The 26,804-nt window shown below is 67.3% G+C and carries 27 protein-coding genes; 15 read left to right on the forward strand and 12 right to left on the reverse strand.

Annotated features, from left to right (window positions below):
- Window positions 1–115: 115 nt before the first annotated feature.
- Together ACO07K_RS23400 and ACO07K_RS23405 are read right to left on the reverse strand one after the other, a co-directional pair.
- A complete protein-coding gene (locus ACO07K_RS23400) occupies window positions 116–1,189 on the reverse strand; it encodes a MaoC family dehydratase (protein ID WP_422032137.1) in 1,074 nt (357 codons plus the stop codon).
- 11 nt (window positions 1,190–1,200) lie between these two features.
- Window positions 1,201–2,082: an HpcH/HpaI aldolase/citrate lyase family protein gene (locus ACO07K_RS23405; protein ID WP_422032139.1), complete on the reverse strand. Its 882-nt coding sequence runs from the start codon at window positions 2,080–2,082 to the stop codon at window positions 1,201–1,203.
- Window positions 2,083–2,150: 68 nt separating this feature from the next.
- Between ACO07K_RS23405 and pdxY the strand changes: the two genes are divergently transcribed.
- Together pdxY and ACO07K_RS23415 are read left to right on the forward strand one after the other, a co-directional pair.
- Window positions 2,151–3,014, forward strand: a complete 864-nt coding sequence (gene pdxY, locus ACO07K_RS23410; protein ID WP_422032141.1) for a pyridoxal kinase PdxY — start codon at window positions 2,151–2,153, stop codon at window positions 3,012–3,014.
- 7 nt (window positions 3,015–3,021) lie between these two features.
- On the forward strand, window positions 3,022–3,717 hold the full coding sequence (locus ACO07K_RS23415) for a LysE family translocator (RefSeq protein ID WP_298318356.1): 696 nt from the start codon (window positions 3,022–3,024) through the stop codon (window positions 3,715–3,717).
- A 2-nt stretch (window positions 3,718–3,719) separates the two neighbouring features.
- Here the strand turns inward: ACO07K_RS23415 and ACO07K_RS23420 are convergent, their stop codons facing one another.
- Entirely contained in the window at window positions 3,720–4,301 is a 582-nt protein-coding gene (locus tag ACO07K_RS23420; protein WP_422032144.1) for a malonic semialdehyde reductase, read from the reverse strand.
- A gap of 164 nt (window positions 4,302–4,465) precedes the next feature.
- Here ACO07K_RS23420 and ACO07K_RS23425 point away from each other — a divergent pair, with 164 nt between their 5' ends.
- From ACO07K_RS23425 to ACO07K_RS23435, 3 genes are read left to right on the forward strand one after another with little or no spacing between them, the layout of a single operon-like run.
- Entirely contained in the window at window positions 4,466–5,407 is a 942-nt protein-coding gene (locus tag ACO07K_RS23425; protein ID WP_422032146.1) for a radical SAM protein, read from the forward strand.
- Entirely contained in the window at window positions 5,404–6,084 is a 681-nt protein-coding gene (locus tag ACO07K_RS23430) for a TIGR04283 family arsenosugar biosynthesis glycosyltransferase (RefSeq protein WP_422032148.1), read from the forward strand. The genes ACO07K_RS23425 and ACO07K_RS23430 overlap by 4 nt, the downstream gene beginning before the upstream one ends.
- The gene (locus ACO07K_RS23435; protein WP_422032150.1) at window positions 6,081–6,674 is read left to right on the forward strand and encodes a TIGR04282 family arsenosugar biosynthesis glycosyltransferase; all 594 of its coding nucleotides are present in this window, start codon (window positions 6,081–6,083) and stop codon (window positions 6,672–6,674) included. Before ACO07K_RS23430 ends, ACO07K_RS23435 begins: the two co-directional genes overlap by 4 nt.
- Here ACO07K_RS23435 and ACO07K_RS23440 read toward each other — a convergent pair.
- The 4 genes from ACO07K_RS23440 to ACO07K_RS23455 all read right to left on the reverse strand — a co-directional run bounded on the left by ACO07K_RS23440 (window position 6,671) and on the right by ACO07K_RS23455 (window position 11,936).
- Window positions 6,671–8,101 (reverse strand): tetratricopeptide repeat protein, encoded by a 1,431-nt coding sequence (locus ACO07K_RS23440; RefSeq protein ID WP_422032152.1) that lies wholly within the window; start codon window positions 8,099–8,101, stop codon window positions 6,671–6,673. The genes ACO07K_RS23435 and ACO07K_RS23440 overlap by 4 nt on opposite strands.
- Before the next feature lie 237 nt (window positions 8,102–8,338).
- A complete protein-coding gene (locus tag ACO07K_RS23445; RefSeq protein WP_422032154.1) occupies window positions 8,339–9,352 on the reverse strand; it encodes an aspartate-semialdehyde dehydrogenase in 1,014 nt (337 codons plus the stop codon).
- A 107-nt stretch (window positions 9,353–9,459) separates the two neighbouring features.
- Entirely contained in the window at window positions 9,460–10,371 is a 912-nt protein-coding gene (locus ACO07K_RS23450) for a Bug family tripartite tricarboxylate transporter substrate binding protein (RefSeq protein WP_422032156.1), read from the reverse strand.
- A gap of 164 nt (window positions 10,372–10,535) precedes the next feature.
- Window positions 10,536–11,936, reverse strand: coding sequence for a sulfatase-like hydrolase/transferase (locus ACO07K_RS23455; protein WP_422032158.1), 1,401 nt, complete (start codon window positions 11,934–11,936; stop codon window positions 10,536–10,538).
- Window positions 11,937–12,053: 117 nt separating this feature from the next.
- Here ACO07K_RS23455 and ACO07K_RS23460 point away from each other — a divergent pair, with 117 nt between their 5' ends.
- The 5 genes from ACO07K_RS23460 to ACO07K_RS23480 all read left to right on the forward strand — a co-directional run bounded on the left by ACO07K_RS23460 (window position 12,054) and on the right by ACO07K_RS23480 (window position 16,575).
- The gene (locus ACO07K_RS23460) at window positions 12,054–13,265 is read left to right on the forward strand and encodes a CaiB/BaiF CoA transferase family protein (RefSeq protein WP_422032160.1); all 1,212 of its coding nucleotides are present in this window, start codon (window positions 12,054–12,056) and stop codon (window positions 13,263–13,265) included.
- A complete protein-coding gene (locus ACO07K_RS23465; protein ID WP_422032162.1) occupies window positions 13,262–14,476 on the forward strand; it encodes a CaiB/BaiF CoA transferase family protein in 1,215 nt (404 codons plus the stop codon). Before ACO07K_RS23460 ends, ACO07K_RS23465 begins: the two co-directional genes overlap by 4 nt.
- 9 nt (window positions 14,477–14,485) lie before the next feature.
- Complete coding sequence (locus ACO07K_RS23470; RefSeq protein ID WP_422032164.1) at window positions 14,486–14,821, forward strand: Mpo1-like protein; 336 nt, start codon at window positions 14,486–14,488, stop codon at window positions 14,819–14,821.
- Between the two features lie 82 nt (window positions 14,822–14,903).
- Complete coding sequence (trxA, locus tag ACO07K_RS23475) at window positions 14,904–15,836, forward strand: thioredoxin (RefSeq protein ID WP_422032166.1); 933 nt, start codon at window positions 14,904–14,906, stop codon at window positions 15,834–15,836.
- A 10-nt stretch (window positions 15,837–15,846) separates the two neighbouring features.
- On the forward strand, window positions 15,847–16,575 hold the full coding sequence (locus tag ACO07K_RS23480; protein ID WP_422032168.1) for an LON peptidase substrate-binding domain-containing protein: 729 nt from the start codon (window positions 15,847–15,849) through the stop codon (window positions 16,573–16,575).
- 178 nt (window positions 16,576–16,753) lie between these two features.
- Here the strand turns inward: ACO07K_RS23480 and ACO07K_RS23485 are convergent, their stop codons facing one another.
- The 3 genes from ACO07K_RS23485 to ACO07K_RS23495 are packed head-to-tail and all read right to left on the reverse strand — an operon-like array spanning window position 16,754 to window position 18,920.
- Entirely contained in the window at window positions 16,754–17,710 is a 957-nt protein-coding gene (locus tag ACO07K_RS23485; RefSeq protein WP_422032170.1) for an aminotransferase class IV, read from the reverse strand.
- A gap of 3 nt (window positions 17,711–17,713) precedes the next feature.
- A complete protein-coding gene (gene dmeF / locus ACO07K_RS23490) occupies window positions 17,714–18,634 on the reverse strand; it encodes a CDF family Co(II)/Ni(II) efflux transporter DmeF (RefSeq protein WP_422032172.1) in 921 nt (306 codons plus the stop codon).
- Between the two features lie 10 nt (window positions 18,635–18,644).
- Window positions 18,645–18,920 (reverse strand): metal/formaldehyde-sensitive transcriptional repressor, encoded by a 276-nt coding sequence (locus tag ACO07K_RS23495; RefSeq protein WP_422032174.1) that lies wholly within the window; start codon window positions 18,918–18,920, stop codon window positions 18,645–18,647.
- A gap of 125 nt (window positions 18,921–19,045) precedes the next feature.
- Between ACO07K_RS23495 and ACO07K_RS23500 the strand changes: the two genes are divergently transcribed.
- The 4 genes from ACO07K_RS23500 (at window position 19,046) to murJ (ending at window position 22,715) form a co-directional block, all read left to right on the forward strand.
- Window positions 19,046–19,264, forward strand: coding sequence for a Trm112 family protein (locus ACO07K_RS23500; RefSeq protein ID WP_422032176.1), 219 nt, complete (start codon window positions 19,046–19,048; stop codon window positions 19,262–19,264).
- Window positions 19,261–19,671 (forward strand): gamma-butyrobetaine hydroxylase-like domain-containing protein, encoded by a 411-nt coding sequence (locus tag ACO07K_RS23505; RefSeq protein WP_422032178.1) that lies wholly within the window; start codon window positions 19,261–19,263, stop codon window positions 19,669–19,671. Before ACO07K_RS23500 ends, ACO07K_RS23505 begins: the two co-directional genes overlap by 4 nt.
- 20 nt (window positions 19,672–19,691) lie before the next feature.
- Window positions 19,692–20,945: a flavin-dependent oxidoreductase gene (locus tag ACO07K_RS23510; RefSeq protein ID WP_422032180.1), complete on the forward strand. Its 1,254-nt coding sequence runs from the start codon at window positions 19,692–19,694 to the stop codon at window positions 20,943–20,945.
- 183 nt (window positions 20,946–21,128) lie between these two features.
- The gene (murJ, locus tag ACO07K_RS23515; RefSeq protein ID WP_422032182.1) at window positions 21,129–22,715 is read left to right on the forward strand and encodes a murein biosynthesis integral membrane protein MurJ; all 1,587 of its coding nucleotides are present in this window, start codon (window positions 21,129–21,131) and stop codon (window positions 22,713–22,715) included.
- On the opposite strand, the gene ACO07K_RS23520 is transcribed toward murJ, so the two are convergent.
- Window positions 22,684–23,625, reverse strand: coding sequence for a succinylglutamate desuccinylase (locus ACO07K_RS23520; protein ID WP_422032184.1), 942 nt, complete (start codon window positions 23,623–23,625; stop codon window positions 22,684–22,686). The genes murJ and ACO07K_RS23520 overlap by 32 nt on opposite strands.
- Before the next feature lie 67 nt (window positions 23,626–23,692).
- Between ACO07K_RS23520 and ACO07K_RS23525 the strand changes: the two genes are divergently transcribed.
- Entirely contained in the window at window positions 23,693–24,976 is a 1,284-nt protein-coding gene (locus ACO07K_RS23525; RefSeq protein ID WP_422032186.1) for an MFS transporter, read from the forward strand.
- A gap of 2 nt (window positions 24,977–24,978) precedes the next feature.
- On the opposite strand, the gene ACO07K_RS23530 is transcribed toward ACO07K_RS23525, so the two are convergent.
- The gene (locus ACO07K_RS23530; protein WP_422032188.1) at window positions 24,979–26,769 is read right to left on the reverse strand and encodes a peptide ABC transporter substrate-binding protein; all 1,791 of its coding nucleotides are present in this window, start codon (window positions 26,767–26,769) and stop codon (window positions 24,979–24,981) included.
- Window positions 26,770–26,804 lie beyond the last annotated feature (35 nt).

Raw genomic sequence — 26,804 nt, forward strand, 5'->3', positions numbered from 1 at the left:
CGATATCGGCTGGCGCTGTTTTTAGCGCGCAGCCGCATCAAGTCAACGAATGTCGGCGTCGCACGCGCGTTAAGCCCCGGATTTGCAAGCGCAAATCCGCCTGCCGGCTGTTCGGTCAGGCTTTATGCCTCGGCATGAGCAGCCAATAGTCGAGATCCAGCACGACCGCGGGGTGATATTTGCCGTCCGCACCCTTGCCCGGCCACTCGCCACACGGGCAATCCTTTGCCGCAATGCTTCTCACTCGCAAGGCGCCGAGATCGTCGCGCCCCGGAAGCGGCGCCGTCTCCAGCACCTCCGACCAGGCATAGATCGTGTCGCCACCAAAGGTCGGCGCGACATGGCTGCCCGCATTGAAGGCGGCGACCCGGAAGCCGTTGGCCAGCCCGTTGAACGACAGTGCGCGCGCCAGCGAGATCACGTGACCGCCATAGGCGAGGCGGCGGCCGAATCGGGTCTGCTTGCCGGCGAAAGCGTCGAAGTGAACGCGCGCGGTGTTCTGGTAGAGCCGCGTCGAGAACATGTGATCGGAGTCCTCGAGCGTGATGCCGCTCACATGGTCGATGCGCTCGCCCGGCGCATAATCCTCCCAGCGATGCGACGAACCGGCGGCGCCGTCGTCATAGCCGGCGAGCGACAGTCCGGCCGGTACCACGAGGTCCTCCGGCTTCACCGCCGGCGCGGTCTTCGGCACGGTGGTCGCCTGCACCGGCGCCTCGGGATCGCGCTTGTGCACCATCACCCAGCGCACATAGTCGAGCACCATCTCACCCTTCTGGTTGACGCCCGTCGAGCGCACCCAGACGACGCCGCTGGTCTTGTTCGAATTCTCGCGCAGGCCCAGCACGGTCGACTTCGCCGACAGCGTGTCGCCCGGATAGACGGGGACGCCCCAGCGGAACTCGGCATAGCCGAGATTGGCGACGGCGTTCAGCGAGATGTCCGGCACCGTCTTGCCGATGACGACATGGAAGACGAGCATGTCGTCGAGCGGCGCACGCGGCAGGCCGATCGCGCGGGCGAACTCGTCCGAAGAGTTGATGGCGAAGCGCGAGCCGTAGAGCGCGACGTTCAGCGCCGCATCGGCCTCGGTCAGCGTCCGCGGCGTGGCATGGTGGAACTCCTGCCCGACGCGGAAATCCTCGAAGAAGTTGCCGTTGTTGGTCTTGCTGGTGCTCTTCGGGCTCATGCTCGTGGGACTCATGGGGCGGCCTGCAGTTCCTTGATCGCGGTGGCGAGCGCCAGCGCGCGCTCGGCCTGATCGACGTGAAGATTCTCGATCATGCGCCCATCGACGGTGACGACGCCCTTGCCCTCGGCCTGGGCCGCCTTGAAGGCCGACACGATCTTGGCCGCCATTTCGAGCTCGGCCGCGGAGGGCGCGAACACCTCGTTGCACGGCTCGACCTGCGTGGGATGGATCAGCGTCTTGCCGTCGAAGCCCATCTCCAGCCCCTGCTGGCAGACGGCGCGGAAGCCTTCGGCGTCCTGGATGTCGTTGTAGACGCCATCCAGGATGGTGAGACCGTGGGCGCGGGCGGCGAGCATGCCGAGGCCGAGCGCCGTGATCATCGGCAGGCGCATCGGCGTGTGGCGCGCACGCATGTCCTTCACCAGATCGTTGGTGCCCATGATGAAGAGCGTGAGCCGCGGATGCGAGCCCGCCACCTCTTCGGCGCGCAGGATGCCCTTGGGCGTTTCCATCATCGCCCAGACCGCCATCGATTCGGGCGCACCGGCCGCGTCGAGCAGGCCGATCACGCTCGCCACCTCGGCGGCGCTCTCGACCTTCGGCACCACGACCGCGTCGGCGCCGGATTTGGCGATCGCGGTGATGTCGGCGGCGCCCCAGGGGGTGGCAAGGCCGTTGCAGCGGATCGCGATCTCGCGCTTGCCGTAGCCCTTGCTCTGGGCCGCGGCCACCACGTTGGCGCGCGCCGCCTCCTTGGCATCGGGCGCCACCGCGTCCTCGAGGTCGAAGATCAGCGCATCGGCCGGCAGGGTGCGCGCCTTTTCCAGTGCACGCGTGTTGGCGCCGGGCATGTAGAGCACGCTGCGGCGCGGACGGACGGACTTCGACATCTCTAGGCCTCCCCGAAAACGCGGCGGACTATAATGACGGCCTTCCTTGTGGCAAGGTGGCGCCGGCCATGCGCTTCCTGTCCCTCCAGAGCCATGTCGCCTACGGCTACGTCGGCAATCGTGCAGCGACCTTTCCCCTGCAACGATTGGGCCACGAAGTCTGGGCGGTGAACACGGTCGAGTTCTCGAACCACACGGGCTATGGCGCCTGGCGCGGTCGTGCGGCCTCGGCTGAGCAGGTTGCCGAGATCGTGCAGGGCATCGAGGCGCTGGGCCAATTCTCGCGCTGCGATGGCTTGCTGACCGGCTATGTGGGCGACGCGGCCTTGGCCGATGTCGTTCTGGATACCGCACGCCGCGTGCGGGCGGCCAATCCGCGCGCCGTCTGGTGCTGCGACCCGGTGCTGGGCGACATCGACACCGGAATCTACGTCAAGCCAGGCATCGACACCTTCTTCCGCGACCGCGCGATTCCGGCCGCCGATCTGGTGACACCCAACCATTTCGAGCTCGAACACCTGACCGGCCGGACGGTCTCGACCATGGCCGGGGCGCTGGCGGCCGCGCGCAGCCTGCTCCAGGGAGAGCGACCGGGGCCGCGACTCGCCCTCATCACCAGCCTGCGCCGCGCCGATGCGCCGTCGGACACGATCGAGATGGTGGCGGTGACGCGCGAGGCCGCCTGGCGGGTGGCGACGCCGATGATCGGCTTCGAGATCGCGCCAAACGGCACCGGCGATGCCGTCGCCGCCCTTTTCACCGCGCACTGGATCGCCGGAAACGAGATCGCCGACGCGCTCGGCAAGGCTGCCTCGTCGATCTTCGCCGTGCTGGAAGCCACCGAGGCGATGGGCGAGCGCGAGCTGCAGCTGGTGGCGGCGCAGGACCGGCTGGTCGCGCCGCCGCGTGCGTTCAGGGCCGAGAAGCTGTAGGCGCCCGATGACCGTGCCCGGTTTCGTCTTCAATCCCCTCGCACTCGCCATCGAAGGCGCGGCGATCGGTTTCCTGATCGCCGTGCCGGTCGGGCCGGCGGCCGTGCTCTGCATGCGGCGTTCCATCACCGTGGGCGCCATGGCGGGCTACATGACCGGCATCGGCGCGGCGCTGGGCGACGCGGTGTTCGGCGCCGTGGCCGCGTTCGGCCTGTCCTTCGTGCAGCAGTTCGTGATCGAGCGCGAAGCCTGGCTGCTGGGCATCGGCGGTCTCGTGCTGGTGATCATGGGCTGGACCACGATGCGCCACCGGCCGCGCAATGTCGGCGATCCCGTCGCCGACGACCGCGAGCACCAGTTCTCGACGCATTTCCACTATGCCAGTTCGAGCTTCTTCATCACCGTGTTCAATCCCCTCACCGTGATGGCGTTCGGCGCGGCCTTCGCCGGCCGCAACCTGGCCGGCGTCGGCGCAAGCCTGCCCGACGCCACCTTGCTGGTCGCCGCCGTGTTCTGCGGCGCGCTGGCCTGGTGGACGATCATCTGCACGGCGTCCGTGGCGCTCAGGGGCCGCTTCACCGGGGCCGGCCTGCTGTGGCTCAACCGCGGTTCCGGCGCCATCATCCTGGGCTTCGGGCTGGCAGCGTTGATCTCGCTGCTGCCGCTGCCGTGGAAGAAGATCGGCGCCTTCTTCGGGATCTAAGCTCAGACGATCTTGCAGACCTCGTCGAACTCAAAGCGCGGGCTGCGCGCGAACACCTTCGAGTGATCGCCGTAGCCGATGTTGCACAGGAAGTTCGTCTTGACCTTGCCGTCGGGGAAGAAGGCCGCGTCGACCTTGGCATTGTCGAAGCCGCTCATGGCACCGCAATCGAGCCCGAGTGCACGGGCCGCGATGATCAGGTAGGCGCCCTGCAGGGTGCCGTTGCGGAAGGCGGTCGGCTCGGCCGCCGGCTTGCCCTTGAACCAGTGGATGGCGGTCTGGTCGTGCGGGAACATCCGCGGCAGATGTTCGAAGAACTCCGGATCGTAGGCGAGAATCGCCGTCACCGGCGCCGTCATCGTCTTCTCGGTGTTGCCCGCGCTCAGCGCCGGCTTGAGCTTCTCCTTGCCCTCCTTCGTGCGCACGAAGACGATCCGCGCCGGCTGGCAGTTGGCCGAAGTCGGCCCCCATTTCATCAGGTCGTAGATCGCGTGCAGCTGGTCGTCGGTCACCGGCTTGTCGAGCCAGCCATTGTGCGTGCGGGCGTCGCGGAAGATGGTGGCAAGCGCCTTGTCGTCGAGCATTCAATTCCCCTCAGGTGTTGACGAACCGTAGCGAAGCGCCGTCGCGCGGTCGAGACGCGCGCGCGTGAGCGAGTTACGGTTTCGGAACCCGCCCTTTCGCGGCCACCATTGCATTGCACGAATTGTGCTAGCCTCCGCGCCCTCCCTTGCGCAGGAACTATCCGATGCTGCCCGCTCTGCTCGATCCCGCGAAATTCAAGGATGCCTGGCTCACTGCCAAGGGCGAGACGCGCGCGCATGTCGGCCTGAAGGCGCTCGAGACGCTGTGGTTCAACACCGGCACGCTCTGCAATCTCACCTGCCGCAACTGCTACATCGAATCCTCGCCGCGCAACGATCGCCTCGTCTATCTGACCGCCGCCGACGTCGCGGCCTATCTCGACGAGATCGAGCGCGACGGCCACGGCACGAAGCTGATCGGCTTCACGGGCGGCGAGCCCTTCATGAACGCCGATTTGCCGGCGATGCTGGACGACGTGCTCTCGCGCGGCCTCGCGGCGATCGTGCTGACCAACGCGATGAAGCCGATGCACAAGATGAAGGCGGCGCTGCTCGATCTGCTGGCGCGGCACGGTCGCGACAATTTCGCGATTCGCGTCTCGGTCGATCACTACGAGCGGGAACTGCACGAAGAGGAGCGGGGCCTGCGAAGCTGGAAGCCGACCATCGACGGGCTGGTCTGGCTGGCCGAGGCGGGCTTCGACGTGCATGTGGCAGGCCGCCACTTCTCCGGCGAGACCGACGAGGAAGTCCGCGCCGGCTATGCGCAGCTTTTCATGCGACTGGGCGTCGCGATCGACGCGCGCGATCCGGCGCGGCTGGTTCTGTTCCCGGAGATGGATCCGACGGTCGACGTGCCGGAGATCACCACCGCCTGCTGGGGCATCCTGAAGAAGTCGCCGGACAGCGTGATGTGTGCGTCGTCGCGCATGGTGGTGAAGCGCAAGGGCGCGCCGCGACCCGCCGTGGTGGCCTGCACGCTGCTGCCCTACGATCCGCAGTTCGAACTGGGCCAGACCCTGGCGGACAGCGTCGGCGCGGTGCGCCTCAACCATCCGCATTGCGCCAAGTTCTGCGTCCTGGGCGGGGCCGCCTGCAGCGCGTGACCACCGCCATCGACATCGTCATCCCGACGCTGAACGCGGGTCCGACGCTCGAGTCCACTCTCGCGGCGATTCCTGCCCATCCCGACCTCGCTTTCTCGATCACCGTCTGCGACGGCGGTTCCCGCGACGACACGGTCGGGATCGCGCGCCGGGCCGGCGCGGCCATCGTGACGGCGCCGGCGGGGCGCGGAGGCCAGCTCGCGGCCGGAGCGGCGGCGGGCGTCGCGCCGTGGCTGCTGTTCCTGCATGCCGATACCAGACTGGCCGATGGTGCCGGCGAGGAGATGGCGCGCTTCGTCGATGCGATTTCCGGCAAGGCCGGTTATTTCCGGATGCGCTTCGAGGCCGCCGAACGCGCCGCGCGCAGGGTCGAGCGGCTGGTTGCCTGGCGTTGCCGCGCGATCGGCCTTCCCTATGGCGATCAGGGCCTGCTGATTTCCCGGGCACATTACGAGCGTCTCGGAGGATTTCGGCCGCTGCCGCTGATGGAGGATGTCGATCTCGTGCGCCGTATCGGTCGAGACGATCTGGTTCCTCTGGAGGCCGATGCGATCACGTCGGCGGCCCGCTATCGGCGCGACGGCTGGTGGCTGCGCCCGCTGCGCAACCTCAGCTGTCTCTCGCTCTATTTCGCCGGCGTCCCGCCGCAGACCCTGCGACGTCTCTACGGCGGATGAAACGCCATCTCGTCATCTTCGCCCGCACCCCGCAGGCTGGCCGCGCGAAGCGCCGGCTGGGCGGTGAGATCGGCATGAGCGAGGCCGCCCGCTTCTACCGCCGCCTCCTGGACGACCAGATCCGGCGCATGACGCGCGATCCGCGCTGGGCGGTGTGGCTGTTCGTGACGCCCGACACGTCGCTCCATCATCCCGCCTGGCGCCTCGTGCCTGTCTCTCGCAGAAAGCCTCAGCGGCAGGGCGATCTCGGCCGGCGCATGAAGGGCCCGTTCCTGACCTTGCCCGCAGGGCCCGTCGTGCTGGTCGGCAGCGACATTCCGGAAATGCGCGCGTCTCACATCGCGCGGGCCTTCGCCTTGCTCGGAGGACATGACCTCGTCTTCGGTCCGGCGCGCGATGGCGGCTTCTGGCTGGTCGGCGCGCGACGTGTGCGGCCCCTGCCTCGTTCCCTGTTCGACGGCGTGCGCTGGTCGACGTCGACGGCGCTCGCCGACACGCTGGCCGGCCTGCCGCAACACGTCACGACCGCCTTGGCCGAGACACTCGACGATGTCGACGATGCAGACGCCCTGAGGCGGCTCTCGACTTAGGCCGCTGTGTTCTTCAGGGCGTCGAGTTCGCGCCGCAGGGCGGTGAAGACGTCGTTCCAGTTTCCCGGACTGGTCTGCTGGAAGACCCGCGCCGACGGGTACCAGGGCGCCTGCGCCCCCCCGAGCTGCCAACGCCAGTCGGCGGTCGAGGGCAGCAACACCCAGGTCTTGACGCCCATCGCCGCCGCAAGGTGCGCCACCGGTGCGTCGATCGAGATCAGCAGGTCGAGCTGCGACAGTGCCGTAGCGGCTTCGGCGAAATCGAAGATGCCGCGGCCGACATCGTGCACCAGCCCGCCGGCGCCGAACGCCTGGATGTCCTTTTGATGGACGCCGCCCTGCAGGCTGAAGAACAGCAGCTCGGGATCGCCCGAGAGCGCCAGGAAATGCTCGAACGACACCGAGCGCTGACGGTCCTGCGCCTGGCCCGGCATCGCCGCCCAATAGATTCCGATGCGCACCTTCGCTCGCTCCCGCCGCCCGAGCTTGATGCGGCTTTCCTCCGGCGCCTTGAGATAGGGCGTCCCGGTCGAAAGCGACGCGAAATCGGCGCGGCACAGATGCGGCAGCGACACCATGGAGGCATGGACGTCGAACGGGGGAAGCGTTTCTTCCTCGGCCACGACCTCGTCGATGTAGTCGGCCGAGCGCAGCAGGTCCTTGAGCAGCGCCTGGCACAGCACCAGGACGGTGGCGCCGCGCCGTTTCAGCTCGCGGGCGAAGCGTACGAACAGCAGAACGTCGCTCAAGCCCTGCTCGGGATAGAGCAGGATGCGCTTGCCCTGAAGCGGTCCGCCGTCCCAGGCCGGCTGCACGAAATCGGGCGTCGGCGTCTCGGGCAGGCGTTTGCGGATCTCGTAGGCGGCAAAACCCGCTTCCAGCTCGCCGCGCATCAGCAGCGCGATCGCGAACTCGACGCGGACGCGCCGGTTGTCGGGATGGATCGTCAGCGCGCGGCTGAAGCAGCCGATCGCCTCGTCGAGCCGGCCGAGGTCGCGCAGGCAGAGCGCCAGATTGAAGAAGCCCTCGGCATAGTCCCGGCTGAGCGCGATCGACCGGTAGTGATGCTTCACCGCCTCGTCGAACCGATTCACGGCGCGCAGGGCGTTGCCGAGATTGGAGTGCAGGGCCGGGTTCTGCGGGTCGGCCGCCAGCGCCAGCCGATGATGGGACACCGAGGCTTCGAGCTTGCCGGCGAGGCGCAGCGCGACCCCGAGATTGTTGTGCAGCTCGGCATGATCGGGGCGAACGGCCAGCAGCCTGAGATAGGAGGTGATCGCCTCGTCGAGGCGCCCGGCGCGGTGCGCCTGGGACGCCAGGCGCAATTGCTGGACGAAGCTGTCGGCCGCGCTGCCGAACAACGGGGTCGGTGCGCCGGAGGCCGCGGACTCACGCTTCGTCGGATGGATGTGGGGCGTGTCGTTCACGCTTACACTTTACCTCAGCAGCCTCTCACAAGCATCGCCTTCAAACGAAAATGGCGCGGACCGAGGGGGTCCACGCCATTCGATTTCTGGATCACCACCAACAACCTCATGCTGAGGAGGCTGCGCAGCAGCCGTCTCGAAGCATGGGCCGCACGCACCGCGTCTAATGCCCATCCTTCGAGACGCGCTTCGCGCTCCTCAGGATGAGGGCGTGCGGGTCGCTTAGAACCACGCCACTCAGATATAGCCCTTGATCAGCTCTTCGGCGATCTGGACGGCGTTGAGCGCCGCGCCCTTGCGCAGATTGTCGCTGACGATCCACATCGCCAGGCCGTTCTCGACCGTGGGATCGGAGCGGATGCGGCTCACGAACACGCCGTCCTGGCCGGTGACTTCCTTCGGCGTCACGTAGCCGCCGGGCTCGCGCTGGTCGACCACCAGGACGCCGGGCGCCGCCGCGAGGATGCGCCGCGCCTCTTCATCGTCGAGCGGCCGCTCGAGCTCGAGGTTCACCGCCTCGGCATGACCGACGAAGGTCGGCACGCGCACGCAGGTCGCGTGGACCTTGATCTTCGGGTCGAGGATCTTCTTGGTCTCGACCACCATCTTCCACTCTTCCTTGGTCGAGCCGTCATCCATGAAGACGTCGATCTGGGGAATGACGTTGAAGGCGATGTTCTTGGTGAACTTCACCGGGTCGAGCGTCTGGTTGACGAAGAAGCTCTTGGTCTGGTTGACCAGCTCGTCCATCGCTTCCTTGCCGGCGCCCGACGTCGACTGATAGGTCGACACGACGACGCGCTTGATGCCGGCCGCGTCGTGGATCGGCTTCAGCGCAACGACCATCTGGATGGTCGAGCAGTTCGGGTTGGCGATGATGCCGCGGCCCTTGTAGCCGGCGATCGCCTGCGGATTGACCTCGGGCACGACCAGCGGAACGTCGGGATCCATGCGCCAGTAGGACGTGTTGTCGATCACCACCGCGCCGGCCTTGGCGGCGCGTGGGCTGTGCTCGGCCGACACCTTCGCACCCGGCGAGCTCAGAACGATGTCGATGCCCTTGAAGTCGAACTTGGCGAGGTCCTGGACCTTCAGAATCGACTTGTCGCCGAACGAAGCCTTCAGGCCGACCGAGCGGGAGGAGGCCAGCGCGACGACCTCATCGGCCGGGAAGTTCCTCTCGGCCAGGATCTGCAACATTTCGCGACCGACATTGCCGGTCGCGCCGACGACGGCGACTCTGTAGCCCATGACTATATGCGCCTAACGTGCGCGCACCCCTGATTGAAGGACAGGGGGAGATACGCGCAAGGCCCCGCTTTGGCAAGGATAGGGCCGGTCGCGACCGGCTACTCGGCCTACTCGGCCGTCGCGCCCGAGGCCTTGAGGATGGGAAGCCAGAGCGCCAGCTCGTCGCGGATGAGCTTGTCGACGGCGGCGGGCGGCTCGGGCGGCATCATGTCGATGCCCTGGCTCTTCATCTTCTCCGCGACCGCCGGCAGCCGACCGATGCGGATCATCTCCGCGTTCAGCTTCTCGACGACCGGCGCCGGTGTGCCCTTCGGCACGGCGTAGCCCATCCACGTGCTGAACACGTAATCCTTCATCCCCTGCTCGACCATCGTCGGCACCTCGGGCAGCAGTTCCGAGCGCTGCGCGCTGGTGATGGCGAGGGCCTTGAGCTTTCCGCCCTTGATCAGACCGACCACGGTCGGCGTGTTGTAGAAGGCCATCGTGACCTCGCCGTTGGCGACGCCCATGATTCCAGCCGTCGCCGTCCGGTACGGAACATGCTGCAACTTCACACCGGCATCGCGCTCGAACAGGACGGACGACAGGTGATGGCTCGTCCCGGTCCCGCCCGAGGAAAAGGTCAGCTCGCCCGGCTTGGCCTTGGCCTGGGCGATCAGGTCGGCCACCGTCTTCGCCGGATTGTCGGGATGCACGATCAGGACGTTGGAGACCGAACCCGCGAGCGCCACCGAGTCGAAGTTCTTCACCGGGTCGTAGCCCGGCTTGGGGTAGAGCCCGACGTTGAACACCATGGTGCCCTGGGAGATCACCAGGATCGTGTAGCCGTCGGGGGCTGCGCGCGCGGCCTCGGCGGAGGCGATCGTGCCGCCCGCGCCGGTCTTGTTGTCCACGACGACGGTCTGGCCGAGCGACTTGCCGAGTTCGTCGGCATAGAGGCGCGCGATGATGTCGGCCGTGCCACCGGGCGCCAGCGGCACGATCATGCGGATGGGCTTGGTCGGCCAGGCCTGCGCCATAGCGACGGTCGAAGGCAGTGCTAGGGCCGTCGCAAGAAATGTTCGCCGTTTAAAATGGGACATCCACACCCCCTGTCATCCTGAGCGCAGCGAAGGATCTCGCATCCGCCACATCGTATCTGTCCGCCATGTGAGGTCCTTCGCTGCGCTCAGGACGACGTGGATTAAAGCCCGACGGATTTCGCGACCAGGGAAGCGAGCTGCTTGCGCAGGCGCGCGACCAGCCCCTTCTCCGACCGTTTGCCGATCAGGTTTTTCATTTCGTAGGGATCGCTCTTGAGGTCGTAGAGTTCGTCGCACGCGACGCCGTCGAGCGATTTCTGCGTCCAGTGGATGTACTTGTGACGCTTGGTGCGGATCGCCTTGTAGCTCATGCCCACGAGCCACGGCATGGCGTTCTCGCTGAAGTACTCGCACATGAAAGACGTGCGCCAGCCCTTGGGCTTTGCCCCCTTCGCCAGGGGCTTCAGCGACTGGCCCTGCATCGTCTTGAAGTCCGCGGCCTTGCCGCCCGCGAGGTCGACGAGCGTCGGCGCGATGTCGAGCGCCAGCACCAGCTCGTCGTTCACCGTGCCCGGCTTGAACCAGGCGGGGTAGCGGATCAGGAACGGCGACTTGATGCCTTCTTCGTAGGCAAAGCGCCGCTCGGGCCCGAGCCCGTGTTCGCCGAAGAAGTAGCCGTTGTCACCGAAGAACAGGATGAAGGTGTTGTCGAGTTCGCCCTTCTCCTCGAGCAGCTTGAGGATGTCGCCCATGCCCTCGTCGACCGAGGCCATCATGGCGGCGCGCAGGCGGATTTCCTCGTCGGTTCCGGCGAGGATTCCATCCAGCACCTTGCGCGAGGCCTCGTTGACGCGAAGCGCGTGGGCTTCGGTCCAGGCCGGCTTGTCCTTCACCACATCGGCCGCAGGCAGCGCGTTGGGCCGGCGCGGAAAGTGTTCGCCCTTGTAGAGGTCGGCATGGCGCGGCGCGGGACGGTAGCCGCCGTCGGTGAAGTCGATCGTGCCGTCGGCCGCCTGGAAGGCGTCGGGATGCACGGCCTTGTGTGCGAAGAACAGCGCAAAAGGCTTGTCGCGCTTCTTCTTCAGGAAATCGATCGCGTGCCCGTTCAGCAGATCGGTGATGTAGCCTTCGTACTTCTTCTCCTTGCCATCGATGTTCAGGATCGGATCGATGATCGAGCCGTGGCCCGGGAAGCTCACCCACTTGTCGTAGCCCGGTCGGGGACCGCCGGAATTGCCCATGTGCCACTTGCCGATATGGGCGGTCTCGTAGCCCAGCCGCTGCAGGATCACGTGATAGTTCGGCAGTCGATGGCTGTGGGCGTCGCGCGCCACGTTGTCGATGATGCCGTGGCGGCTCGCATACTGGCCGGTCAGGATCGAGGCGCGGTTGGGCGAGCAGAGCGGCGTGGTGTGGAACGCCGAGGTGAACATCGCGCCTTCATGGCCGATTCGATCGATATGCGGCGTCTTCATATACGGATGGCCGCAGATCCCCAGTTCGTCGAACCGGAGGTCGTCGATCAGCACGATCAGAAAATTCGGTTTACGCTTCTTTGCCACGATCGGGTCCCCACTCTTTGAGTCCGGCAAGCACACCGCGTGCCGAAATCAAGCTAGCGAGCGGTGTTGACGCAGGCCAGAGCGTCACGCCCATATCGGCCGCGAAAGGGAGAAACCATGACCGAGACTGCCCTGCCGCTGGCGGGATTGCGCGTACTGGACATCAGCTCGTTCATCGCCGCACCGGCCGCCGCCGTCGTGCTGGGCGACTGGGGCGCCGACGTGATCAAGGTCGAAGGACCGGACGGCGATCCCAACCGCCGGATCATGCAGGATTCGGCGAACTATCCGAAGAGCGAGGTCAACTATCCCTGGCAGATGGATTCGCGGAACAAACGCTCCATCGTGCTCGACCTCAAGCAGACGGACGCCCGCGCCGCCCTGGACCGGCTGATCGCGACCTCCGACATCCTGATCTGCAACTTCCCGCCGCCGGTGCGCGACAAGCTGAAGCTCGCCTATGACGACGTGAAGCAGGTCAATCCGAAGCTGATCTACGCCTCCCTGACCGGCTACGGCGAGAGCGGCCCCGATCGCGACCGGCCGGGCTTCGACGCGACCGCCTACTTCGCCCGTTCGGGCCTGCTCGATGCGCAGCGCTATGAGGGCGGACCGCCGGGCGTTCCCGGCCCCGCGCAGGGCGATCGCGCGACGGCGATGGCGCTCGTCTCGTCCATTCTCATGGCGCTCATCCACCGCATGAAGACCGGCGAAGGCTCCTGGGTCGGCACGTCGCTGCTCGGCAACGGTCTCTGGTCGTGCGGCGTGATCGCCCAGGCAGCCCTCGTCGGCGCCTTCCTGCCGCACCGGCCGCCGCCCGACCGGCCGCGGTCGGCGCTGGGCAACATCTACCGCACGTCCGACGACCGCTGGCTGCAGCTCACCATCGTGCGCACCGACAAACTCTGGGCACCGCTCTGCCGCGCCATGGGACTGGAGTCCCTGATCGAGGATCCGCGATTCGCCAGCGAGCCCGAGCGCCGCGCCCGCGCCGGCGAACTGGCCGGCATCCTGAGCGACACCTTCGCCACGCAGCCCTACGAGCATTGGCGCGAGGCCCTGGCGACGCACTCCGTCACCTTCGGCGTCATCAGTCGCCCGCAGGACGTCCCCGACGATGAGCAGGCCGTGGCCTGCGGCGCCGTGGTCGAGACGGCGATTCCCGACATGCCGCGCACCCTGGCCGATCCGATCCGCCTCGGCTTCGCCAGCCAGCGCATCGCGCATCCCGCACCCGAGCTCGGTGAACACAGCGAGCAGGTGCTGCGCGAGGCCGGCATGAGTGCGCAGGAAGTCGAGGCCCTCAAGGCCAGCGGTGCGCTCCGATGACGCCGGACGAACCGCTGCCGCTGGCCGGCCTCACCGTCCTCGACATCAGCTCGTTCATCGCCGCGCCGGCGGCGGCGGCGGCCCTGGGCGATTTCGGCGCCGACGTGATCAAGATCGAGCCGCCGGTCGACGGCGACCCGCACCGCAACAGCTTCCGCAACGCCAGCTACCCGCAGAGCGACCGGAACTTCCCGTGGCAGCTCGACGGCCGCCACAAGCGCTCGCTGGCGCTCGACCTCAAGACCGAGGGCGCCCGCACCATCCTCGAGCGGCTGCTGAAGCGCGCCGACGTGATGATCGTGAATTTCCCGCCGCCGGCACGCGAACGGCTGCGCCTGCGCTGGGAAGACATCGAGCCGATCAACCCGCGCCTCGTCTACTGCTCGCTCACCGGCTACGGCGAGACCGGCCCCGACCGCGACCGGCCGGGCTTCGACATCACCGCCTATTTCGGCCGCTCCGGCATCCTCGATGCGGCTCGCTATGACGGCGGCCCGCCGGGCGTCTCGCTGCCGGCGCAGGGCGACCGCGCGACAGCCATGACCCTGGTGGCCGCGATCCTGATGGGTCTGCGACGGCGCGACCAGACCGGCAAGGGCGGCTGGGTCGGCACCTCGCTCTACGCCAACGGCGTCTGGGCCAACGGCACCACGGCGGCCGGCGCGCTGATCGGCGCGCAGTTGCCGGTCCGCCCGCCGCCCGACAGGCCGCGCAACGCGTTGACCAACCTCTACCGCACCCTCGACGATCGCTGGCTCCAGCTCCTGATGGTCCGTGACGACCGGCTCTGGGCCACCTTCTGCGACATCATCGAGCGGCCCGACCTGACGGCCGATCCGAGATTCGCCGGACGGCCGGAGCGGCGCGAGCATGCCCAGGAACTGCACGACCTGCTGGCGCCGGTCTTCGCCGCGCATACCTACGAGGATTGGGAAAAGCGCCTGTCCGGCACCGGCATCCCGTTCGGGGTCATCGGACGGCTGGCCGACGTGATCGACGACGAGCAGGCCGACCATGCCGGCATCTTCGCCGAAACGACCAACCCCGCGATCCCGCGCACGGTGAACACGCCGATCCGGCTGGGCTTCGCCACGCCGCGCACCGCCGGCCCGCCCCCCGAGGTCGGCCAGCACAATGACGAGGTGCTGCGCGAGACCGGCTTCAGCGAGGCCGAGATCGACGCCCTCAAAAAGTCCGGCGCTTTGGGGTAGTCTTTCCGGATGGCCTCACGCTTCCGGACCTACGCCGAGTTCTGGCCCTTCTATCTGCGCGAGCACGCGAAGCCCTCGACGCGGGCCGTTCATTATGTCGGCACCCTCGCGTCCGCCGCCCTTCTGATCTGGGCGGTCGCATCGCAGAACTGGTGGTGGCTGCTGGGCGTTCCCCTGTTCGGCTACGGGCCGGCCTGGTTCGGCCACTTCTTCATCGAGAAGAACCGGCCCGCCACCTTCGAGGCGCCGCTCTGGTCGCTGATCAGCGATTACCGGATGTGCGGACTCTTCCTCACCGGGCGCCTCGGTGACGAGTTGATGAAACACCAGGTCCGCAGCCCTTAAGAACGGGCCGACCTCGCCCCTTGCTTCCCGGGGGGGCCGACGCCACATTGCAGGCGAACATCCCAATTCCGCTCGAGGACTCATGGAAACGATGCTGCAGGGCGCCGCGCCGCAGGCTGCCCCCGCCGACCTGATCAAGGACAGCGACCAGACGAAGTTCGCCAAGGACGTGCTCGAAGCCTCGCGCACCGTCCCTGTCATCGTCGATTTCTGGGCGCCGTGGTGCGGGCCGTGCAAGACGCTCCAGCCGATGATCGAAAAGGTCGTCAAGGAGGCCAAGGGCGCGGTCAAGCTGGTCAAGATCGACATCGACAAGAACCAGATGCTGGCCCAGCAGCTGCGCATCCAGTCGATTCCCGCCGTCTATGCCTTCTTCGGCGGCCGCCCGGTCGATGGTTTCATGGGCGCGGTGCCCGAGAGCCAGCTGAAGGAATTCGTCGCCCGCCTCATCCAGGCCTCCGGCGGCGCCACCGGCGATCCCGCGGCCGCGGAGCTGGCCGAACTGCTCGAGCAGGCCAAGGCCGCGGTCGCGCAGAACGACATGGATACCGCCGCACAGATCTACAGCGAAGTGTTGGGCCTCGAGCCGACCAACGTCGTGGCCCTGGCCGGCCTCGCGCGCTACCAGGTCTCTCTGGGCGACGTCGAACAGGCCAAGGAGCTGCTCGAGCAGATCCCGGCCAAGGAGCGCACCGGCGCCGATGTCGTGGCCGCCCAGGCCGCCATCGATCTCGCCGAAAAGGCCAAGGATGCCGGCCCGATCGGCGAGCTCAAGGCCCGGGCCGAGGCCGATCCGAAGGACTTCCAGGCCCGCCTCGACCTCGCCATGGCCTATTGGGCCGGTAACCAGAAGCAGGAAGCGGTCGACGAGTTGCTCGCCATGATCAAGGCCGACCGCAACTGGAACGAGGCCGCCGCGCGCCAGCAGCTGCTGAAGTTCTTCGAGGCGCTGGGCTTCACCGATCCCATTTCCGTCGACGGCCGCAAGCGGCTTTCGACCATCCTGTTCTCGTGAGCCCCTCTTCATGAGTGATTCGGAGCGCTCCTCGCAAAGACCGGCGCGCAATCCGTTCGAGCCGTCCTTCGAGCAGCTTCCCGAGACGCTGCCGATTTTCCCGCTGTCGGGCGTGCTGCTGCTGCCCGGCGGCAAGCTGCCGCTCAACATCTTCGAGCCGCGCTACCTCGCCATGATCTCCGATGCGCTGGCCGGCTCGCGCATGATCGGCATGGTGCAGCCGGTTCAGCCGGGCGGGTTCGCCGGCGACGGCATGCCGTCGGATGACGGTCGCCCCAAGGTGCACAAGGTTGGCTGCGCCGGACGCATCACCAACTTCAACGAGACCGAGGACGGGCGGCTGATGCTGGTGCTGAGCGGCGTCTGCCGCTTCGACATCGTGCGCGAGCTCGACCCCGCGCAGGGCGGTTACCGCCGCGTCTCCTCGGTGTTCTCGCCCTATAGGGCCGATCTCGACCATGCCGACGACGTCGTCGAACTCGACCGCGACCGGCTGATGGCGGCCCTTGCCGCCTTCTTCCGCGGCCGCCAGCTCTCGACCGACTGGGATGCCGTGAACAAGGCGGCCGATGCCAATCTCGTCACCTCGCTGTCGATGGTGCTGCCCTTCGGTCCGGCCGAGAAGCAGGCCCTGCTGGAAGCCGCCGACTCCACGGCGCGCGCCAAGCTGCTGATCGCCTTCCTCGAAATGAGCGCCTTCGGCGATCCGTCCGACACGCCGCCCGGCCGCACGAATTAGGGGGCGATCGGTCTCAAATTAACCACCACCTCATCCTGAGGAGGCCCGAAGGGCCGTCTCGAAGGATCGGCAACAAACGTGGTGCTCGTGCCCATGCTTCGAGACGCGCCCCTGTGGAGCGCTCCTCAGCATGAGGTTGGTGTTGGTGACTCCAGCATGTTCGAAGAGACCCTGATCGTCAGTCGGCGTAGGGCACGGGAGTCGACAGCGCCGGCTCCTCGTGTCGTGCCCAATAGAGTTCCTCGATGCGGCGCGTCAGCGGGCCGGGCCGGCCGTCGCCGACGGGACGGCCCTCGTAGTTCGCGACCGGCATGATGCCGCCGGCCGTGCTGCTGATGAAGATCTCGTCCGCCTCGGCGACCTCGCGCGCTTCGACGGATCGCACCTCGACTCGCAGCTGGAGCGTCTCGGCGATCTCCAGCACGGTACGGCGCGTCATGCCCTCGAACAGGCCGCGCGCCGGCGTGGCGAGCGCCCCGTTGCGGACGACGAAGACGTTGAAGCCCGGCCCCTCCGTCACCGTGCCGTCGGCGGCCGGCAGCAGCGCGATGGTGGCATCGCGGTCATAGGCCTCGAAGACTCCCATCGTCAGGTCGAGCCAGTGGAAGTTCTTGATCCTCTGGTCGAGCGATTCCGGCGGGATGCGCTGGGTATGCGACAGGATCATGCGCAGGCCCTCCTGCCGCTGGGCCTCGTCGGCGATCCAGACGAAGGGCTGCGCGAAGGCATAGAGGCGATTGCGGCAGAGGCGCGGATCGCGCGTGCCCGCCGGCGGCAATCCGCGGGTACAGGTCACCTGCACGTAGGCATCGCGCAGGCCCGACCGGCTGGCACATTCGATCATGATGTCGGCGATCTGCTGCGCCGTCAGCGGCAGCGACATGCGCAGCCCGGCCATCGACGTCTGGAAGCGCTCGACATGGTCCATCAGCCGGAAGAAGCGTCCCTTCCAGACATGGGCCACGTCGTAGGTCGCATCGGACCGGACGAAGCCGCGGTCGAGAATCGGGACCGCAGCCTCAGACAGCTTCATCCAGCGGCCGTCCATGTAGGCCACGCCCTTGATGGCGGCGGTCTCGCTGTCACGGTCCATTGCCAGATCCTCGATCGATTTCGGCTTTCCGGACTCGACCATGACTCATCGCGTTTCGATCGTCACATGCGCGAGTTCGTGGACCGGGACGAGGCGTTCGCGAATGGCCTCACGGTCCGCGGTGCCGACGACGCTGACGATCGCGGCATGGGCGCCGGGACCGATCTGCCAGATGTGGAGATCCGTGATGCGCGCGTCGCCCGGCCCCTCGACCTGTTCGCGCACCTCTGCCTCAAGATGGGGATCGCTCGTGTCGAGCAGCACGGCGGCCGTGTCGCGCAGCAGGTTCCACGCCCAGACGGCGATCACGATGCCGCCGACGATGCCCATGACGGGATCGAGCCAGACCCAGCCGAGATAGCGGCCGGCCACCAGGGCCACGATCGCCAGAACGGAGGTCAGCGCATCGGCCACGACGTGCGCGAATGCCGAGCGGAGATTATTGTCGTGATGGCCGTGGTCATGTCCATGGTCGTGATGATCGTCGGCGTGGTGTCCATGGCTGTGGCCGCCCGACAGCAGGAATACGCTGGCCACGTTGACGACCAGACCCACGATGGCGACGAGAGTCGCCTCGCCGAAGGCGACGGGCGAGGGTTCGAAGAGGCGGCCGACGGATTCGACGGCGATCCCCAGCGCAACCAGTGCCAGGACCAGCGCAGACGCGAAGCCCGAGAGGTCGCCCACCTTGCCGGTCCCGAAGCTGAACCGGCGATCGGCCGCATGCCGCCGCGCGAAGGCATAGGCGCCGGCCGCCACGGCAAGGGCACCGGCATGGGTCGCCATGTGGAAGCCGTCGGCCAGCAGCGCCATCGAATTGAAGACGATGCCGGCGGCGATCTCGCCCACCATCATCAGGGCCGTCAGCCCGACGACCCAGAGCGTGCGCCGCGCATTCTCGTCGTGCCGCTCGCCGAGGAACACGTGGTCGTGCGACCGCGGATCGGTATCGCGCAGCGTGGTCATGGCACCCTCGTCACTTCGCGTAGCGGCGGACGACGGCGATGAGTTCCTCGGCGCCGGCCGCGCGCGCCGCGGCGTCGAGCCCCGGTCGAGCGACATGCTCACGCACATGATCCTCGATCAGCTCGCCCATCAGCCCGTTGAGCGCGCCGCGTGCGCCCGCGACCTGCTGCAGGACCAAGGAGCAGTCGGCGTCCTGATCGATCGCCTTTTCGATTGCCGCCATCTGTCCCGCGATCCGGCGGACCCGGGCCATCAGCCGGGCCTTGTTCTTCTGAAGGTGAGCCATAGTATACCCCACTATACTATTTTCTCGCCGCGAGGAAGCCCGCACCGGACCGCGCCGCCCGCACTAGGGTGAGCATCGGCCGCCGTGCTATAAGAGCGGCACAAAATTTAGGGAAACACCGCACGATGAGCCCTCCCTCGGACGACTCCGCAGCCCCGCGCCGTGCCGGCGTGGATCCCAAGCTGCTCGAGATTCTCGTCTGCCCGGCGACACATGGCCCGCTGGAGTACGACGCCGCGGCCGGCGAACTGATCAGCCGCAAGGCCGGTCTCGCCTATCCGATCCGCGACGGCATCCCCATCATGCTGGTGAGCGAGGCGCGCCAGATCCGCGACGTGCCATGACAGGCGAATTTCCCAAGGCCGTGCCCGACGGCGGCAATTACGAATCGAACGCGGCGCCTTGGCCGACCGAACTGCGGGTCTTCAAGGAGGAGGGCCGCCTGGAGATCGACTTCGCCGACGGCCATGCCTGCGCACTCCCCGCAGAATATCTGCGGGTCGAGAGCCCGTCCGCCGAAGTGCAGGGCCACGGGCCGAACCAGAAGAAGATCGTCGGCGGCCGCCGTCATGTGAAGATCGCCTCGGTCGAACCCGTCGGCCACTACGCGATCCGCATCGTGTTCGACGACCGCCACGACAGCGGCATCTACAGCTGGGCTTACCTGCGCGAGCTCAGCGAAACGCGAACCGAGCGCTGGGCTGCCTACGAGGCGGCCCTCGCCCAGCGCGGCCTGAGCCGGGACACCTGACGAAACCTGACGAGCCACCCATGAAGATCATCATTGCCGGCGCCGGAATCGGCGGATTGACCGCAGCCATGTGCCTGCATCGCGCGGGGCACGACGTGACGGTCTACGAGGCCGTGTCGGAGATGCGCCCGCTGGGCGTCGGCATCAACATCCAGGCCGGCGCGGTGCGCATCCTGTGCGGCCTGGGCCTCGAGCCCGCCCTCGCCGCCACCGCCATCGAGACGCGAGAGCTGCGCTACGCCAACCGCCACGGCCAGACGATCTGGGCCGACCCGCGCGGCCGCCATGCCGGCCTGCCCTGGCCGCAATTCTCGATCCATCGCGGCGAGCTGCAGATGATCCTGGCCCACGCGGCGCAGGAGATGCTGGGCGCGGATCGCATCCGGATGGGACGACGCATCGCCGATTTTGCGCAGCACGGCGCCACGGTGACCGCCCGCTTCGCCGACCGCGACGGTGCGATCGTCGAGGAAGCGACGGCCGACCTCCTGATCGCCGCCGACGGCATCCACTCGGCCGTACGCGCGCGCTACTACCCGAACGAGGGAGCGCCCAAGTGGCAGGGCATCCTGATGTGGCGCGGCGTCACCGTGGGCAAGCCCTATCTCGGCGGCAACACCATGGTTCAGGCGGGCCATCACAACCAGAAATTCGTCTGCTATCCGATCAGTCGCGCCCACGCCGAACGCGGCGAAGCGCTGATCAACTGGATCTGCGACCTCCACATGGGCGACGGCGCCCTGCCTTCGCGCGAGGACTGGAACAAGCCGGGCCGGCTGGAGGATTTCCTGCCGCGCTTCGCCGACTGGAATTTCGGCTGGCTCGACGTGCCCGACGTCATCCGCAACGCGCATACGATCCTGGAATTCCCCATGGTCGATCGCGATCCGCTGCCGCGCTGGAGCCACGGCCGCATCACGCTGCTGGGCGATGCCGCCCATCCCATGTATCCGATCGGCTCCAATGGCGCCTCGCAGGCGATCCTCGACGGCGAGGCGATCACGCAGGAGCTGGCGGTGGGCGACGATCCCGAGGTCGCGTTGCGGCGCTACGAGGAGCGGCGCCTGCCACCCACCGCACGCATCGTCGAGAGCAACCGGCGCAAGGGAATCGACGTGATGCTCGACATCGTCGAACAGCGCGCGCCGCAGGGCTTCACCGACCTCGAAAGCGTGCTGCCGTCGGACGAACTCGAGAAGATCGTCGGCGACTACAAGAAACTCGTCACGCAGGACCGCGAGACGCTGCTGAAGCTCGCCGCCGCGTCCAAGTGACCGGCCCAAAAGAAAACCGGCCCCTCTCGGGACCGGCCGTGGTGGTGGTTTAGACCGGCCATCACATCGCCGGCCACCACCGAGAGAGAATGTGCCAGAGAGCGATGACAGAATTATGGCTTTCAGATCAGCCTTTTTATTCCTCTCCTCCGTCTCGGGGGAGAGGAGGCAGAAGATAAGGGCATGAGTCTCGCCCGGGCCATCGCGACGGTCGGCGGCTTCACGCTGCTGAGCCGGATCGTTGGATTCGTGCGCGACATCGTGCTGTCGGCGGTGCTGGGTTCCGGCGCCGTGGCCGACGCCTTCTTCGTCGCCTTCAAGCTTCCCAACTTCTTCCGCCGCCTGTTCGCCGAGGGCGCCTTCTCGGCCGCCTTCGTGCCGCTGTTCGCGCGCGAACTGACGGGCGGCGGCCGCGAGGAGGCGATGGCCTTCGCGCGCCAGGCCCAGGCCGCGCTGCTGCTGGTGCTGGTCCCGTTCACCGCGCTGCTGATCCTGGCGATGCCCTGGGTGATGGCCCTGCTCGCGCCCGGCATGCGCGACGATGCGCCGACCTTCGCCATGGCGGTCGAATTCGGACGCATCGCCTTTCCCTACCTTCTCTTCATCTCGCTGACCTCGCTCTACGGCGGCGTGCTGAACGGCATCGACCGCTTCGCCCATGTCGCGGCGACACCGGTCCTTCTCAATCTCACGCTGATTGCCGCCGTGCTAGGACTGACGCCGCTGCTTCCCAATGCGGGCTATGCCGCGTCGATCGGCGTGGCGATCGCCGGCGTGCTGCAGTGGGTCTGGCTGCTGGTCGCCTGCGGGCGCGAGGAAGTCGGCATGGCGCTGGTGCGGCCGCGCTGGACTCCGCGGGTGGCGCGCCTGGTGAAGCTCGCGACACCGGTCGCGATCGGCGGCGGCGTGCAGCAGATCAGCGTCGTGCTCGACGTGGTCTGGGCCTCGCTGCTCCCCGTGGGCACCATCTCCGCCCTCTACTACGCCGACCGCATCGCCCAGCTGCCACTGGGCGTCGTCGGCATCGCCATCGGCACGGCGCTGCTGCCGCTGCTGGCGCGCGAGCTGCGCGCCGGCAACACCCAATCGGCCATGACCAATCAGAACCGCGCTCTGGAATTCGGCCTGCTGTTCAGCCTGCCGGCGGCGGTGGCGCTGTGGCTGCTGGCCGATCCGATCATCCGCGTGCTGTTCGAGCGCGGCCGGTTCCTGCCCGAGGACACGCTGCGCACCGCGAGTGCACTGGCCGCCTTTGCCGTCGGCCTCCCGGCGTTCGTGCTGGTCAAAGCGCTGGCGCCCGGCTTCTTCGCCCGCGAGGACACGCGCACGCCGCTCTACATCGCGGTTGCGGCGATCACGGCCAACGTCCTGCTCAACGTCTATTTCCTGTTCGCCACATCGCTGGAACTGGTCGGTATCGCCCTCGCCTCGTCGCTGTCGGGCTGGCTGAATGCGGCGCTGCTGGCCACGGTGTTGCGCCGCCGCGATCAGTGGGTGCCCGATGGACGTCTGATCTCGCGCGGCCTCCGTATCGCCGGCGCAAGCGCGGGCATGGGCGTGAGTCTCTGGCTCGGCCTGGAATGGCTGGCGAAGCCGTTGTCGCGTCCCGACATCGAAGGCGGCGTGGCACTGGCCGGTATCTGCCTGATCGGCGCAGCGGCCTATGCGCTGGCGGGCGCCGCGCTGGGCGTGATCAGACTCTCCGAGCTGCGCTACGTGATGCGCCGCCAGCCCAACCTCAAGTCAGCCGACCCAGGCGAACAACCGTGACCCCGGGCCGCAACGGCCGGGTCGACGAGGGCATGACCAGCACGCAATCGTCGTAGGGCGTCGTCACCGGCTCGCCATCGTCGTGGCCCAGCACGGTGCCGGCCTTGGCGATCACATCCTGGCCTTCGAAGCGCCGCGCCGGCGTGAAATTGCCGCGCCGGGTGGCGACCGCATGGGTCACCTCTACGACGCGCTGGCTTGCCGGCGTCGGCTGGCGCCAGTCGGCCGGCAGATCGGCCCCTTCGAGAATGCCCGTCTCGACCAGGAAGCGGGCCGTCACGTCCTTGGCGACGACCACCGACGAGGCGCGCCAGTGCTGGCCGGTCTCGATCAGCAGCGCGTTCTTCGGGCTCTTCGGATCGCCGAACCCGCCATAGTCGCGCATGCGCATGCCGGCGGCATGGCCGGCATCGCGCACGATGTCGACCGGCGTGCCGATTTTCTTCGCGAAGGCCACACCCTTGTCGAGCGGGCCCGAGAGCATCAGCGGCACGCAATCGTCATGCATGGAGTGTAGATCGAGCAGCAGGTCGGCGCGTTCGACGAACGGCTTCAGCACCTGCGCGCGCCTCGTCTCGACGGTGGTCGCAGGCTCGTCGAGGCGGCCCCAGACGCGGTTGAAGTCCTCGTCGACCAGGCGCGACTTGAACGGCGTCTTGCGATCGAACGCGTGATAGGCCTCGATGTTGTTGAAGGACAGGATCAGCGTGCCCTGGCGCGGCTTCACCTTCGCCGCCAGCAGCGCATCGACCACGATGGCGCCGGAGACCTCGTTGCCGTGCGTCAGCGACGCCACCATGACCGTCGGCCCCGGCTTGCCGCTCTCCAGCACGTGGATGTAGGGCGCGGCGCCCTTCTCCCACTTGCGCAGGTCAGGGAAGGCGAATTCGATCGGCGGCGTGTCGGGCATGTTTCGGACCATCGGCAGGTTGCACCGTTCCTTCGCATGCTAGTTTAGTCCGGACAAGGAGAAGCCAATGGCGCGCAGCCGCTATCGCTGGTTCATCGTCTTCCTGCTGTTCGCGATCACCGTCGTGAACTACATCGACCGCGCCGCCCTCTCCTACGCCATCCCCATGATCCAGCGCGATCTCGGCCTGTCGCCGGCGGAGACCGGCGCCATCCTCGGCGCGTTCGGCCTGGGCTATGCCGTCACGACCCTGATCGGCGGCTTCGCGGTGGATCGCTACGGCGCCCGGATGATCCTCACGATTGCAGCCGTGCTGTGGAGCCTGTCCATCGGCGCCACGGCGCTCGCGACCAGCGTCACCATTCTCTATGCAGCCCGCGTGCTGCTGGGCGTCTCGGAAGGGCCCAACTTCCCCGCCCTCACCGGTGCGGTCAGCCACTGGCTGTCGCCGCACGAACGGGCGACGGCACTGGCCAATGCACTGCTGGCGGTCCCGCTGGCACTGGCGATCGGCGGACCGCTGGTCACGGTGCTGCTCGGCTGGCTCGACTGGCGGCTCACCTTCGTCGTTCTGTTCGTGCTCTCCGCCGCGTGGATTCCGCTCTGGTATTTCTGCTTCCGGGACGACCCGTCGCAATCGCGTTTCGTGAACGAGGCCGAGCTGGGCCATATCCGCAAGGTCGACCCCGGCGTCACCGCCGCGCCGCACGCGGTCCTGAAATCGTGGCCCGAACCGGGCGTGGTGAAAGCGCTGCTGACCAACCGCACCCTGCTCGCCAACACCTGGGCCTTCTTCGTCTTCGGCTATTTCCTGTTCTTCTTCATGAGCTGGCTGCCGAGCTACCTGGAACGCAAATATGGGCTGGACCTCGCGTCCGTCGGCCTGTTCTCGGTCCTGCCCTGGCTGTCCGCCGCTTTCGTGCTGTGGGCCATGGGCCGCTGGTCGGACCATCTGCTCAAGACCACCGGCAGCATGCGCATCTCGCGTTCCTGGCTGATCGCCGGCAGCCAGTTCATAGCCGCCCTCGCCGTCATCCCGGTGGCGCTCACCGACGATCTCACGGTGGCGATTGCCGGCATCACCGTGGCGGTCGCGGCCTCGATGGGGGCCAACGCCGCCTACTATGCGGTGAACGTCGACATCGCACCGCAGCGCGCCGCGACGGCACTCGGCATCATGGACTTCGCCTTCGCCATCGCGGGTTTCCTGGCGCCCGCCATCACCGGCTGGGTGCTGAACATCCGCGGCTCCTTCGCCGACGGCTTCCTGCTGATGACCGCCCTCGCGCTCTCCTCTGTCGTGACAGTCCTGCTGTTCCACCATCCCGACAGGGATCGCGAGAGAGTCTGACGTTACCCCTCGCGATACCAGTTCGCGAGGTCCCAGGTGTTGTTGTCCCAGCCGCTGATCTCGAGCGCGAGGTCCGACGCAGCGGCAGCCGCGTTCGGACGCATGACCAGCGGGATGACCACATGGTTCTCGATCACCAGTTCGTTGCACCTGATCAGCATCGCCGCGCGCTTCACGGGATCGAGCTCGACCTGGGCCGCCTTGTGCGTCTCGTCATACTCCTTGTTCTGCCATCGCGTGATGTTGCGGCCCTGCCACTTGTTGTCCTTCGTGGCGGCTTCCCAGGAGCAGAACTGGCGCAGGAAGACCTCGGGATCGGGCGCGTTCATGCCGTTGCTGTATTCCTGAAGGTCGGCATAGAACTTGGTGTAGGTGTCGGGATTGGCGACGTCGGAGGAAAAGAACACCGAGGCCGTCACCGACTTCAGTTCCATGTCGATGCCGGCCCGCTGGGCGGCCTGCTTGATGATCTGCTGCGTCTTCTGGCGCGGCTGGTTGATCGAGGTCTGGTAGACGAACTTCAGCCGCTTGCCGTCCCTGGCCCGCACGCCGTCGGCGCCGCGCACCCAGCCGGCTTTGTCGAGCACGGCATTGGCCTTGTCGACGTTGAATTCGTACGACGTCCTGGTCGAGCGGAAGCGCTCGGGGTTGTTGATGTAGTTGGCCGTCGCGATGCCGATACGGCCATAGATGTGATCCTGGATCGACTTCTTGTCGATCACGAGCGAAAGCGCCTCGCGCACCGCACGATCCGACAGGATCGGATGCCTGGTCTTGAGGCTGGACCGCTCGCCATCGACCTCGGTCCACGGATCGGTGTTGTTCAGCTGCATGTGCTCGATGCCGCCGCCCAGGGTGACGATCACCCTTCCCTTGCCGCCCTTCTCCATGCGTACGAGGATTTCGTCCTCGACCTGCAGGTTCCAGGCGAAGTGGTATTCGCCGGTCTGCAGCACCGCGCGCGCCGCCGACACCGCATCGCCGCCGCCCTTCATCTCGATCGCGTCGAAATGCGGCCGGTTGGGCTCGTGATAGTCGCCGTTGATCTCGCCGGTGACGAGGTCGCCCGGCTTGAAGTCCTTGAACTTGTAGGGGCCGGTTCCGACCGGCTTCAGATTGGTCGGCGCCTCGCGCGACTTCGCGCCCGTATAGTCGCCGAACAGATGCTTGGGGATGATGCAGCCGGCCCAGCCCACGAACGTATCGGCCCAGAACGGGGTCGGCTGCTTGAAGGTCACGCGCACGGCATGGTCGTCGACCTTCTCGACCGTGACGTCGCGGTAGGAGCCGTTCGACACCGTCGCCGTGGCCGGATCGCTCGAATACGCCCAGGTGAAGACGACGTCGTCCGCGGTGAAGGGCTTGCCGTCGTGCCAGCGCACGTCCCGCTTCAGCTTCCAGACTACCGAGAGCCCATCGGCCGATAGGGTGCCGTCGGCCCGGTTGGGGATCGAGGCCGCGAGCTTGGGCCTCAGGTTGCCGTCGCGGTCCCAGGCGGCCAGCGGCTCGTAGAAGATCCGCGAGGCGTCCTGGTCCTTGGTGCCGACCGCGAAGTGCGGATTGAGGAGCGTCGGCCCCTGCCACCACATCACCTTGAGCAGCCCGCCGCCGCCGCGTTTCGTGGGCTTGTAGACCGGCTTGGACTGCGCCATCGCCAGACCGGAAAGCGCCAGGAGCTGGGTCGCCATGGGCGCGGTCAGCCCCGCCGCCGTCAGGCGCCGGATGAAGCCGCGGCGCGACAGGCGGCCGGCCTTCACCTTGTCGACGAGACTCCGCAAGCCACGCTCGTTCATCGATGCCTCCATCGCGATCGTCGAAGCCGTTCCCT

It is taken from the genome of Reyranella sp., from assembly GCF_965228225.1.
In the GTDB taxonomy this organism is placed as follows: Bacteria; Pseudomonadota; Alphaproteobacteria; order Reyranellales; family Reyranellaceae; genus Reyranella.